This window comes from Hoylesella loescheii DSM 19665 = JCM 12249 = ATCC 15930 (assembly GCF_000378085.1).
Classification (GTDB): domain Bacteria; phylum Bacteroidota; class Bacteroidia; order Bacteroidales; family Bacteroidaceae; genus Prevotella; species Prevotella loescheii.
In genome coordinates this window covers 1-13,947 of the sequence record NZ_KB899214.1, presented here as the reverse complement: position 1 = coordinate 13,947, position 13,947 = coordinate 1, and the positions used below count along the sequence as shown (strand labels likewise).

The 13,947-nt window shown below is 43.2% G+C and carries 7 protein-coding genes and 1 pseudogene; 7 read left to right on the top strand and 1 reads right to left on the bottom strand.

From position 1 onward, the window contains the following. Positions 1-5: 5 nt before the first annotated feature. Positions 6-923 (bottom strand): homoserine O-acetyltransferase MetA, encoded by a 918-nt coding sequence (gene metA / locus F453_RS0106245; protein ID WP_018967255.1) that lies wholly within the window; start codon positions 921-923, stop codon positions 6-8. Positions 924-1,883: 960 nt separating this feature from the next. On the opposite strand from metA, the gene F453_RS0106235 reads away from it, so the two are divergent. From F453_RS0106235 to F453_RS0106205, 7 genes and pseudogenes are all read left to right on the top strand, one after another. Then, positions 1,884-4,949: a coiled-coil domain-containing protein gene (locus F453_RS0106235; protein ID WP_244869411.1), complete on the top strand. Its 3,066-nt coding sequence runs from the start codon at positions 1,884-1,886 to the stop codon at positions 4,947-4,949. Positions 4,950-5,202: 253 nt separating this feature from the next. Next, positions 5,203-5,979: an acid phosphatase gene (locus tag F453_RS0106230; RefSeq protein WP_025790049.1), complete on the top strand. Its 777-nt coding sequence runs from the start codon at positions 5,203-5,205 to the stop codon at positions 5,977-5,979. 40 nt (positions 5,980-6,019) lie between these two features. Continuing rightward, positions 6,020-8,956, top strand: a complete 2,937-nt coding sequence (locus tag F453_RS0106225; protein ID WP_025790050.1) for a TonB-dependent receptor — start codon at positions 6,020-6,022, stop codon at positions 8,954-8,956. Between the two features lie 48 nt (positions 8,957-9,004). Next, positions 9,005-10,342 carry a hypothetical protein gene (locus F453_RS0106220; protein ID WP_018967250.1) on the top strand — a complete coding sequence of 446 codons (1,338 nt, stop codon included), beginning with the start codon at positions 9,005-9,007 and terminating at the stop codon, positions 10,340-10,342. Positions 10,343-10,384: 42 nt separating this feature from the next. Beyond that, positions 10,385-12,229, top strand: a complete 1,845-nt coding sequence (locus tag F453_RS0106215) for a heparinase II/III domain-containing protein (protein WP_026292485.1) — start codon at positions 10,385-10,387, stop codon at positions 12,227-12,229. Positions 12,230-12,267: 38 nt separating this feature from the next. After that, positions 12,268-13,476 (top strand): glycoside hydrolase family 88 protein, encoded by a 1,209-nt coding sequence (locus F453_RS0106210; RefSeq protein WP_159105095.1) that lies wholly within the window; start codon positions 12,268-12,270, stop codon positions 13,474-13,476. 274 nt (positions 13,477-13,750) lie between these two features. Next, positions 13,751-13,947: pseudogene (locus tag F453_RS0106205) on the top strand (transposase); the annotation flags it as partial.

Below are 13,947 nucleotides of genomic sequence, written 5' to 3'. Positions count from 1 at the left end.
TGGTTTTATTTAATGTCGTTGATATTGTATGGGGTCTCCTGATATACATAATAGTTTATCCAATTGCTAAACAGCAGGTTGGCATGCGCTCTCCACGTTACGAGTGGTGGCTGCGTGGGATCGTTATTGGGGTAATAATGCTGCGGAAGAGATACATCTGTGCGCTTTCCCCAGTCGCGTTTGAACTCCGTATCAAGGGTATTGGGCGCGTATTCAAGGTGTCCCATGATGAAAAACTCGCGTCCGCCACGCGCCATCACCATGCCTACACCGCTATATTCAGACTCTACTACAAGCGTTAAGGCCTCGTTTTGCGAGATGTCTTCTCGCCTAACTTCCGTGTGACGACTATGTGGCATGTTGAAATGGTTGTCGAAACCGCGGAAGATTGGCAGCAAAGGCAACAGTGGAGTCTGTTCAAACACACCAAACATCTTCTCTTTTAACGGATGCTTGGCTATGCCATAATGGTAATACAGTCCTGCTTGTGCTGCCCAGCAGATATAAAGCGTACTGGTTACATGGGTTTTAGCCCACTCGAAAATCTCCGTAACCTCGTCCCAATAGCTCACTTCCTCGAACGGCAGATGCTCTACTGGCGCCCCCGTAACAATCATGCCGTCGAACTTCTGGTTACGCATCGTGGCGAAATCTTCATAAAAGCTCATCATGTGTGCTATGGGCGTGTTCTTGGGCGTATGACTTTGAAGCTTCATAAAGCTCACCTCCAATTGCAGGGGCGTATTGGAAAGCAGGCGTATAAGATCGGTTTCGGTTGTTATTTTCAACGGCATAAGGTTGAGCACAACAATTCGAAGCGGCCGAATGTCTTGCGTGGTGGCTCGAGAATTGTCCATCACGAAGATATTCTCACGCATGAGTATGTCTATGGCGGGTAACTTATCGGGGATACGTAGTGGCATTACGGCTTACTTTAAACAAAGCTAAAACTCGGACAGGGGAACACGAACAATCGGCAAAAGGGCTTGCTTTTGCACCTCGTTTTCGCGCTGGCCTTATGCAAAGGTAGCAATTTTTGGTGAAACGAGAAAGCGTAAACAGTGGTTAGAGGATAGGAATATGGTGAACGAAATAAAGATTAATGCAATTGGCAAGAATAATTCGTAAACTTCTATCTATTTATGCGAGTTCGGGATAAAACACAATCATTTTGACAACTACCGCGTGGCGTCAGCTGGCGAGATAGCCATTTTCTTACCAGTCGGTTCTTGTTTAAAAGGCATGGTATTTTATCCCGCACTCGGCAATTAACCATTCCGTCGTGCACATTTTCATCGTTCCGAAAATGTGCTTTCTAAGCCTTGATGATGTATTATTAGATTAACCGCCGTGTTATATCTGTTTTGGACGGCAGTTCCATATCATCTGGAATGCTGTTCCAGTTGAATTGGAATGCTGTTCCAACTTATCTGGAACAGGGTTCCATCTTAGCTATAACAAGGCGGGAGCTTAAAAAGTTCATTACAAGAGCTTATCGGGTGAGGCGTGAATGATGGCGTTTGGAGGTTGGAAGGGTGAGTTGCTGGTGGTGATAGGCTGTGGGAAGAACCGCCTAGATAGTGCCAAGCTGGTATCAAACGTTACGTGAATTCGGGATGAGATGCGATGATTTGGTGAGCAAGTTTAGAAAATTAACGAATGGATATCTCACCAACTAGCGCCACCCGATACTCCACATAACGATTGTGTTTTATCCCGAGCTACCATATCTATTTAATTGAATTCCCTCTGCCCAATATAGTTTATATAATAATTTTTATATATCTTTGCACTAGGATCTACCCACTAAACCCATGCTAAAGAAAGTCTACATAATCATAATCACCTCTATCGTGCTCTACGGATGTTCTGATTCTAACCAGATGAAGACACTCGGAGAGAACGAATATTATATAGGTGAAAGGTTGGCTTCAGTATCTGCTGACGCTGATTCTACCTTTTGGATAGGTGGAGAGTCGGGAAAGATATGGCATGTAGACGGAAATAAGGTGTCGGCTTATATCACTGGTACTGACAGAATCTATAAGATTGCAACACATCCTCATGCCAGCGGCGACACAACCTGTTGGCTGGGAGGGCGAAACTCGGGCTTTCAGAAGTGGCGGCTGCACAAAGGTAAGATGCGACATGAGCAAACCTATGGCATACTTTTTAAAGATAAAGAATACTCTGCCTACGACTTTGCCATCACCCCGAGTGGCATCTTTGTGGCAACCAGTCAAGGACTTTATTTACTGCGAAGCGACAATAGTTTCTCATTGTTGTATCCAGCACTTGATAGTCCGACAGCAAAGGCGGGCATGCCACATATCATCTACAACCTCTGTCCTTACGGTCAGAACTACCTTTTTGCAGCTTCCATCGATGGACTGCTACGGATAGATTTGAAAAGTGGCAAAATCTCACGGTTGCATAAAGGTGAAAAGGTACAGTATGTAACAGTGTATGGCGATGAGGTATGCTCTCTTTCGGGAAAGAGAATCTATATTGAAGACGCATGGGGAAAGTCCATCAAAACGATCGACCTACCATTTATTCCTCGTTTCTATTACCGAGTGGGCAAGGTGCATTATATCCTACGCAGCCACTCTATGGTCATCAGCGAAGACTTGAAGCACTTTATTACCATCCCACTTAGAAGAGATTTCCCGAAAGGATGTCACAACATACTGCTACCAGACCATCGTTCGGAAACATCTATCTTCATTACCGACAATGCATTTTGGAGGATACCTTTCCATTCTGGCTATTTTAATAACAAAGGAATAGTTGTCTCTGCTTGCGCTAATGACAGCGAGGCCTACTATCTGAACAGTCAAAATGAAGTGTTCAGGCAACCTGTGGGCGACAGCGTGGCGGTGAAAGTGTATTCACTTCCCAAGGAAGAACAGGTGACGGAAATGGCCATTACCAACAACAGGCGACTATTCTATGTGAACGATCGCTCAGAATTGCGAGCTGTGGATGTTGATGGCAGCAATCTGCAAAACGAGGTATTCTCTAATATTAGGACCCTGTACAAATCTGAAAAGAAAGTAACAGCCCTTCATCTTGAAAATGTAGGTCAGGAAGAAAGAATATATCTGGGCGTACAAGACGGGTTGATGATCGTTGACGGAAATGGTACAGCCAAATCGGTTAAGGGTATGGAAGACAAATATATCACGTCTTTCTTCGCATCCACAGGAACGGGTGGCCTTTATATAGGAACGATGGACGATGGTATATTATATGCCGACAAAGGACAGTATCTTACCATTCCTGGGTCGAAAAACCTGACCTTTATCCGAGATTTGTTTGTATCAGGGGGGTATCAGCCAACCCTAACAGTACTCACCAACCACACATTGGTGACCCCAAACCGCCAAGATACACTCAACCTGAACGGATACAATCATCTATTATCTATTGACGATTCGCTTTTTTACGCTTTCCCAGAGTTTGGCGTACAGAAATATGCCATCATGGATGGAAAGACGAAAGAAACCGGGTATTACTTCAAAGACATTCAGTTCAACTCAAAATCGTCCTTCCGCATAGGTCGTACATTATATTTGGTATCCGAAATTGGCGTGCTAAAGATGAAGCCTGGAGAAGAAAGTATGCCTGAATATGTGGTTTTCGATACTGATGTGAGTTCTATACGTTCCGTGCTGATTGTATTCTTGATCATATTGGCATTACTGGCTATTTTCCTTTGGATGCATTTGCGCAGAAAGCAAGAGCGCAAACGACAAATTAGACTACGTATAAGCGACTTGAAAGGGCGTACCTTGGGAATGAAAAAGATTGCTGCACTGCTGAGTGAAGACGAACAAGAGCAGATTAAGCAGCTCATGGAAGATATACATACTTTGGAGGTAGGGCCTGAACAGACAAGTCAGCAAATCAGTACACTCTCCGAACGCATCATGTATAAAAATCGTGACATGGCGCTCTTATTATCTAAAATGCTAAGGAAACAGATTGGAGAGTTACAGCATGTTAAGGCATACGACTGCATGAAGATGTTGGAAGATTCTGAGGCTGCTTTGGCTCAAGACAAGGTTTCTGAGATTGGCGAAAGAGTTCTACAGAATAGTTTGTGGTTTCAACAATATCGGAATTTTACTGATAATGTGAGAAAATATAAAACTACCGTGGACGGCTGCTTGGTGATACAACACGTCAACAGTATGATGGAACATCACATTGAAATGTTGGGCAACGCTCTTCGTCATCGCCATCTGGCGGAAATAAAAGCAGATATGGAAAAAGCGGAGGCAGATTATAACCACATTTTCACTGATGACGCCCTATTGGAACTTACCGATGAACTCCATCGTTTTGCGAAACGGGTTTCCAAATTGGTTATTGACGAGGTGAGTTCTGCCCTTTTAGAAGAGATAACGAAGCTAGAAGCTGTAGCTGCAACTGTTCCTCGTCTCGAAATATTGCAGTTAATGAAACGCGTAGAGGCAGAACTGCTACAATTGGAAATACGTCAACAGCTTTTCGAAGAGATGGAACGCTACCATCGGATGAGAAATGAGATTGTTCAAGAATACGAAGCACGTGGATATAAACGAATGGACGTAAAGCTGGAGGTGAACATTTCTGATCATACACAGGCGGTAACCAGCAAGATAGATAAATTAATCATACAGCTATACGACCACTTTATCTTTACGGACAAAGAAGTTGTTGAGCAGATATTGAATTTCACCAACTTCACCAATCAGCAAGCTCGCGTGTTGGCACTACTAATTGCCAATCCAAAAGTAAAAAGAATCTTGCTACCAGGTATGCTTGGCATGTATGGAAACTTGAATCCTGTTATCAGTCGCTTGGTTAATAATAAGGTTAAGCCTAACGAAGACTGGTTGCGTTCTTATATAGAGAAACATCCAACCAGTATAGTTGCTTATATTCTAAGACTGACCGAATAGACAGGCAGACACTTCTTTTCCAAGCACTTCAAGGCAGAACGTTGCGAAAGGTTGCATTTTTTATTTTATACGAAATAATAAAATGCAACCTTTTTGAATGTCTCTTTTTGCCTACCTTTGTGACAAGCCTAAAGCAATTATTACGAATTGTTAATTATCATAACCGTTTGATTTATCTTGAACAGAAATGAAAGAGTCAATATTAAAGGAAAAACAAGAATCAGTAACAGGTACAATAGGTAACTGTCTACGATTGAGAAGGATCATCGTCCTTTTATTCGTCTGCTGTGTTATTGGTGCCAATGCACAAGAAAGTAAAGATGTTACGACGTGTCCTGAAAGTTATTTCTTAAAATTAGGGGATGTAGCCAACAGTCTTGAATTGCTTCCTACTCCTCCTGAGCAGAGCAGTACGCGCTTCAAATATGATGAAGAGCGTTATCTATGGGGAAAGAAGCAACGTGAAACTCCTCGTGGCGATCAAGCCGCAGCAGACGCCAACCTTGAAGGCGAAGGAGTTCCTTTGGCCTTTTCCGAATCATTCGGTATTCAGATATCGAAAGAGCAGACACCAGAAATCTACCGCTTGGTTCTTAAGATGCGTGAAGATGCAGGAGACTTAGCCTGCAGATTAGCAAAAAGGCATTATATGCGCGTACGACCGTTTACATATTACAAAGAACAAACCTGTAATCCTACCCAGCAACAAGAGTTGTCTTCTAATGGCTCTTATCCATCTGGACATACTGCCATAGGATGGGCCACCGCACTAGTTTTGGCTGAGATTAATATCGATAGACAGAACGAGATATTAAAGCGAGGGTACGAAATGGGAGAAAGCAGGGTTATTTGTGGCTACCATTTTCAAAGTGATGTTGATGCAGCCCGTTTGGTTGCAAGTGCTGTCGTAGCACGTTTACATGCCGACAAAGGCTTTATGAAACAGTTGGCGAAAGCGAAAAAAGAATTTAACCGTTTAATGAAAGATGGAAAAGTTGTATTATCCACTCGTCATAACAAGCAGTATTAACATCAAATATAATCTCTAAAAACATAAATAAAGACTTAATATGAAAACCAAAAAGCGACTATTAATTATGTTGTCCATGTTGGCTATTTGCTTGCATGCGATGGCACAAAATGGTATCATTACAGGTGTTGTGGTAGACGAAGAGAAAGCCTTTCTACCTGGTGCTACCGTTTGGCTGAAAGGAACAAACACCAAAACCATTACAGACATTAACGGAAAATATACGCTATTGTCTGTTCCAAAGGGAAAGAATGAAGTGCAATTTACTTTCGTGGGCTATGAAACTAAAACCATGGAAGTTACCGTGAAGGACAATGAGACCCGCACCTTGAATGTCAACATGCAGCCCGCGAGCATTTTGGGAGCTGAAGTTGTTGTTAGTGCCCAAGCTAAAGGACAAACAGCAGCTATCAATAGGCAACTCAATGCTTCGGGAATCATCAGTTCGGTATCTGCCGAGAAGCTTAGCGAATTACCCGATGTAAACATGGCTGATGCTATTGGTCGTCTACCTGGACTTATGGTTGAGCGTGATGGAGGTGAAGGACAGAAGATCATTATTCGTGGTTTGGATCCTAAACACAATTCTGTAGCTATCAATGGAATGAACTCTCCTTCTACCAGTTCTAGCGACCGCAGTTCAGACTTGAATATGATTTCTCCTGAAATCGTTGGTGGAGCCGAGGTATTAAAGGCTAATACTGCCGACAAAGACGCTGACGGATTGGGTGGTACCGTAAATCTCATCATGAAAGATGCCCCTAAAGACTTTAAATTAAGTGTAACTGGACAGACTGGTTATCACTCTCAAATCAATAACATTGGCAATATTAAGGGAAACATATTGGTAAGCAATCGCTTCTTTGACCACCGTTTGGGCCTTATCTTTACGGCTAGTGCTGAACAAACCGACCGTAGTAACGATCATTTTATCGCAGCTTACAAGGTTAACGGAAATACGCCAACTAAAGGTCTTGCTTATACCAAGCCATGGATTTCAAGCACACGCTTGCAATCTAACCTTGAAAAAAGAAACCGCTACAATATCAACCTGAATTTTGACTTTAACCTCGGACATGGTTCCAAGATAAAGATGTACAATTTATTCAGTGCACTCAGTCGTGACAGAAACATCCGTGAGAAACGCTATGATCTTGAAGGAGATCGTCTGCGTTATATACAGACGGATGCCGATGCACGTGGTAGCGTGTTAACAAATATGCTTCAAGGCGACCATGATTTTTGGAACTCAACACTAAGCTGGGGTATAGGCCGCAGTGAATCTAGACAAAAGACCCCTTATGAGCATCGTTTAGAATATAGATTAAACAACCCGTTTACGGTAGACATCGACGCTTTAGGCACTCTTCCGCCCCACATGGTGTCGGCACCAAGCAACGTGAACGAATCTGATATCACACAATATTATCTCCATGATGGTACATTCAGCACCGAACGTACTAGGGAGAGAGAGTATAGCGCATGGCTGGACTGGAAGAAATCATTTGATTTTGGCAAATACTTTAACGGCTATATCAAGATTGGAGGCAAATATCGTGATAAAGAACGTGAGCGACTTACCAGTCGAAACTATCGTCGACTAGATCAAAATGCAAGCCTCATTTACGCCAATATGCCCGATATTAAGCGCTCAAGCTTTGACAATCGATATGTTGGTATTTCAGACTTTTTGGATGCAAACTTCAAGTATCATGACTTCCTAAATAACCGTTATGACAATCTTGACTTTAACTTCGGACTCGATCGCGGCGTAATGAAGAATTTCTATCAAACCAATTCTGACATCTATCGACCAATTCTCACCACTAAGATTCAGAAAGATTACGATGGACATGAACGACTCACAGCAGCGTATATCATGGGCGAGTTCAACTTCGGCAAGTATATCACTTTTATTCCTGGAGTTCGTTACGACCACACCTCTATGACTTATGGTGCATATAGCGGTGTCAATGTGCCCGACGATGAAACTCAGGAATTGTCGTTTGACTACACCAAGACCTCTGACAAAAATTCATTTGGATATTGGTTGCCACAAATTCATTTGAAAATAAAGCCGTTAGCAAACCTTGATATTAGGTTAGCTTACACCGAAACCCTATCGCGTCCTGATTATGACTTGTTGGCTCCACGCACGCTCATCAAGTCTACCATTGGCGAAGTGGTGTACAACCGAACAAATTTGAAACCAGCTTTGTCCAAGAATATTGACGCTATCATTTCGTACTACAATCCTAAAATAGGTTTCTTCACTGTGGGCGGATTCTATAAGAAGATCAAAAACTTCATCTATACGCGTTCAGCATATTTGCTTGAAGGAACTGTTACCGATCCTGCTAACTTTGGATTGGCTTCTAGTTTAGTTGGTTCGGGCATCACTTATTCACTCAATAGTCCGTATGATGCAACAATTAAAGGTATAGAGATAGACGTTCAAACACAGCTACGTCGGCTTCCAGGTCTCCTTAAGGGCATTGTTTTAGGTGCCAACATTACACTGATGGACTCTAAGATGGGCTATTTTGAAACAACAAAGTCTCGCGTAAAAAATCCCAATTATGTAGTAGGTAGCGGAGACAAACCTTTCTTACCCGTAAATAGAGATACCGTCTATTATGACCGTTTGCTCAAGCAACCTTCATTCTTGGCTAACTTCTCGTTGGGATATGATTATAAAGGTTTCTCTGGTCGCCTGTCTTATACGCATCAAGGTAATATCCTCGTGGCCGAGCAACATCGAGCTGACGGAGCTGACGTAGAATCGACAAGGGCGTTCTCCAAATGGGATCTCCAACTGAAACAACGCATCAACAAGCAACTCTATGTCTATGCAAGTGCATCAAACATCTTTAACTGGTCAGACAGTAAGGAAAGGAATGTCACGCGCTATCCTTCTAGTGTTGAAGTATATGGTTCTTCATTCTATATCGGTGTGAAGTATGATATATTTAAATAGTGGGATCAAACATTGACAGAAGATTAAATAAGAGAAAGGAATTCTAAGATGAAGACGAAATCAATATTGTCTTATAAGACAGCAAAAGTCAGATATAGGAAAAACAACAAGACTTTCGTCAAGTTGTTTTTAGGAATAATAGCTGCATCGCTATTTTCCGGATGTGAACCCAAAGATGTCTTTGAGGAGGAAAACACGATCATTCCTCCAACAGGACAGAAAGTTGTTCGGGTTGAACCAGACGATGGAGTAACGAAAGTGAATTCTCTTACCAAAGCCATAAAGGAAAACGGAGACGGCATCTATGAGCTGGAACGTGGTGGTATCTATTATTTGGAGGGTAAGAATGTCATCTCAAGTAATGTTACCATTAGAGCCACATACGGATCGGAATCACTCCCAACGATCCAGCCTATTTCTGATGAACAAGGGGCTCTCAATTCCGACATGTTGCGTTTCGAAGGTAATGCTACTTTTGAAAACATCTATTTTAATGGAAAGGATGCTGCTTCAAATAGCATCATGCAACGTCTCTTTCGTTTGGACAAGAAAAACCTGAGACTACGTTTCGAAGGATGTTTTGTCGAAAACTGTCGTAACTTCTGCATACGTACAGATAATAGCGGTAGCAAAGTATACATAGACAACTCCACTTTCCGCAACTTAGCTCTAACATCCGACCCTGCCAACGGCCGTTTGTTCGACTCTCGAGGGAATGCGCCAGACACCATCTCCATCACCAACAGCACCGTATACAACCTTACAGGTCAAATCATTCGCTTCGATCAAGCCGTGGCCAAATATGTTGAAGTTAAAAATAATACGTTTTATAATGTAGGTTATCATTTCCGTATCGACTATGCTATGACAGCTTACATAGAAAACAACATTTTTGCCAATGTGGGTTGGAAGGCTGGCTACGATGCAAGTTCCCCATCTGCCTTTTGGGATTTGAAAGAGTTGGAAAAAAGTGATAGCTATGACCCAAAGGATATTCGAATCTATATTCGTAACAACAATATCTATACCGATCAGGAAATAAAGACACTCTATGTCAAGTATCCAGGCAATATCGAGCGTGTTCCACTCAACTCAGTTGCTCAGGCGATGATTGCTGATGGACGCCTGGTTTACGAGAATAACATCTCAGAGGTATTGAAATTTGATGGTGCTCCTACACTTCCAATGGCTTATATAGAGAAATTCTTTGAAGTACTGAACAAAGGAATGTCTCCTTGGGCCGACTTACCTTTCTATGTAGATGAAAACGGCAAGGATGGCTTTACCAACGACGAGACATTCACATTTAGATATCCCGTCTCTTCCACCTCAGCTACCGCTTCTACCACAAATGGCCCTTTGGGAGCACCCATGTGGAATCAATAGAAGAATAGTATGATAAGTACTCACTAATTGGTCAATAAGTTTATGACAAACTTGTTATATATGTATTTTCGCCCGCTGGCTCTTTTGCTTGTCTTGTTTTTCAGTTCACTGTCTGAAATACAAGCACAAGACTTAAAGAATGTCCACATGACAGCCCCACATCCCCGCTTGCTGCTGACTAAGGCGGATGAAGCTTCCATCAAGGCTTCAGTAAAGGGGAACGGCTTTTGGCGACAAGTTGACAGCTTGCTTATGAAAGCCGCCAACAGTACCTTGTCACTGCCTGCGCCTCAGCGTATCGTAACGGGGCGGCGTTTGTTGGATGTCTCTAGAGAGACATTGCGACGTGTTCTGCTGCTGGGCTATGCCTATCGTATGACGGGTGATAGTCGCTATGCCCAGCGGGCAGAGCAAGAGTTACTTTCTGTCTCAGCCTTTTCCGATTGGAACCCAAGCCACTTCTTGGATGTGGCGGAGATGACAACGGCGGTTGCCGTTGGCTATGATTGGCTGTTCGACGTAATGAGCAACGACACTAAGGACACCATTCGGAAGGCCATTATCAACAAAGGCCTAAACCCTTCTTTTGATGCCCAGTACAACGGATGGCTTCAGAAAGAAAACAACTGGAATCAAGTCTGCAACTCTGCTATGGCTTATGGGGCACTTGCCATTTACGAAGATGCTTCAACCTTAGCAGATAGCGTCATTCAACGTTCCATTACTTCTATACGCAAGCCGATGAAGAACTATGGCCCTGATGGAGCCTATCCCGAGGGATATTCATATTGGGGGTTTGGAACTACCTATAATGTCATGCTCATTGATGCTCTGGAGAAATGCTTCGGCACTGATTTCAACTTATCCAAGCAGAAGGGATTCTTAGAGTCAGCAGGTTTCATCCTTCACATGGTAGCGCCCGATCACGAGTCGTTTAACTATGGTGACAACAAGGATACAGGCAGAATGAGTCCCGCCATGTTTTGGCTTGCTAAGCGGAATAACGACCTCTCGCTGCTGTGGAATGAGCGTAGCCTCTTTAAGAGAGGCAATAAGAAGAAGCTGATGGATTATCGTTTCTTCACACTCGCCATGCTATGGGGGGCTGGTGTAGACATGCGCCACTTACCTGAACCACAGCAGAAAACGTGGGTTTCCCCTACTGCCATCACACCCGTTGCCCTTATGCGCACTTCTTGGGATGACACGAAGGCCATTTACCTTGCCTTTAAAGGTGGGTCTGCATCTTCTAGCCACGCCCATTTAGATGCGGGTTCGTTTGTAATGGTTGCCAACGGAGAACGATGGGCAATGGACTTCGGCCGACAAGATTACCATTCATTGGAATCATTGGGGCTTGATATATGGAATAAGACACAAAACTCTGATCGTTGGAAGGTTTTTCGTTACACTAATCTGGCCCACAACACGCTTACATTTAACAACTCTATGCAGGATGTGAAGGGTTATGTATGCTTAAACGGCTCATCATCCTTGGCCAAACAGCCTTCTGTATCAGCCGATCTAACTCCTGTCTATCCAGGCCAGGTTAAGTCGGCCAAACGCCAAGTTGAAATTGTAGATGGGAAATATGTGCTGGTGAGCGACGAGATACACACAGGTAAAAAGTCCACCACAATGCGTTGGACGATGTTAACTCCCTCAGATGCCAAATTGAAAGGGAAAAATAAAATTGTACTAAGCCGTAACGGCAAGCGCTTGGTTATGGAAGTAAGTGCGCCTGTTAAGGTTCGCCTGAAAACTTGGAGCACATCACCCACTACTTCTTACGATGCTCCTAACCCTGGTACTGTGCTTGTTGGTTTCGAATCTACGTTACCGGCCAACAGCCACTACAAGTTCCGAGTTAAGTTAATACCCGAGTAGTATCCACTATAATGAGTAATAATCCACAAGATATAACTATGAAGAGAATATTATTTATGGCAGGCTTGGCAGTATTCCTTTCCAGCTGCAAGCAATACGAATCTATGAATGCTGTCATCGATAGGGGCGTCAAGCGCTCTGCCGAACAAGCAGAATTTCTTGCCAAAGCTATGGAATCCGAAAAAGATAGTCTGCCAAGAAGCTATACTGAAAAAACGGGCCTTATCAAATCCAATTCACACTGGTGGTGTAGTGGATTCTTCCCCGGAACTTTATGGTATGCTTATGAGGCTACAGGTAGCCCTAAACTGAAAAGCTATGCGGAGAGTTATACTCAGCGTGTTGCCGACCAACAATACACAACCGATAACCACGACGTGGGCTTCATTTTGATGTGCAGTTTTGGCAATGGCTATCGCTTGACCCAATCTTCAAGTTATGTCCCAATCTTGCTTAATGGGGCGCAATCTCTCTCCACTCGCTTTAAACCAGTAGTCGGACTTATTCGTTCATGGGACACTAAAACAGACAAGTGGCAGTATCCTGTTATCATTGACAACATGATGAACTTGGAACTTTTAGAGTGGGCGGCTCGCCATTCCGATAGTACCAAATTCGCTAAGATAGCTTCCAGTCATGCCAAGCTCACAATGAAGAACCATTTCCGACCTGATTTTAGCTCTTATCACGTGATAGGCTATAACCCCGAAACGGGTGCTGTGGAGAAGAAGAACACTCATCAAGGCTATGCGCATGAGTCTGCTTGGGCACGAGGACAGGCTTGGGGACTTTATGGTTACACAATGATGTTCCGAGAAACGGGAGATTCCGCCTACCTGAACCATGCCAAAGGCATTGCCCGCTTCATCATGTCGCACCCCAATATGCCTAACGACAAAGTTCCTTATTGGGATTTCAATGCGCCCGACATACCCAATGCCAAGCGCGATGCTTCTGCCGCAGCCATCATGGCATCAGCTTTCCTTGAACTGAGCAGTATCACCAAGGACACACCTGAGTTCTCCAAGCAGTGCCAGGATATAGCAGAAGCGCAACTGCGGACACTTACATCTCCTGAATATCTCGCAGAAAAAGGAACGAATGGAGGATTTATTCTCAAACATTCTGTTGGCAATTATCCCAAAGGAACAGAGATCGACGTTCCACTCACCTATGCCGATTACTATTATGTAGAGGCTTTAGTTCGATACAAAAAATTGGTCTTAACCACACCTACAAATAAATAGCTAACCATTAAAAGCACATTTTATCGAGATGCTGTCGAAAGATAGCATCTCGATTGCTTTATAAAATAGGTACATCATTTCCCTCAAAAGAGCCTTCATACTAGTTCTAAGGGATGAGTATATGCAACCATCGTCTACCCATAAGCGATATAATTCCACAACATAGATAAATTACGGAGCAGTACAAAGGCTTTTGTACGGACCCTACAAGTCGCTTGTTGTAGTGTACTAAATAAGTTGACACTTTACCTCAAACAAAAAAAAGTAAAAAAACATGGTAAAGTACAATGAAACGGAGAAAATTCTGTTATTAAGTAAGTACATCACGAGCGGTATGGATGCCCGCAGCTTTGCGTTAAGTTGCGGTGTGCCCTATACCACATTCCTCAATTTTTGTCGGGAGTATGGCAATCCCGACTTGTCCTCAATACAGGAGCTGATGAAGAAAGAGAATATTCCCACCACAGTGGA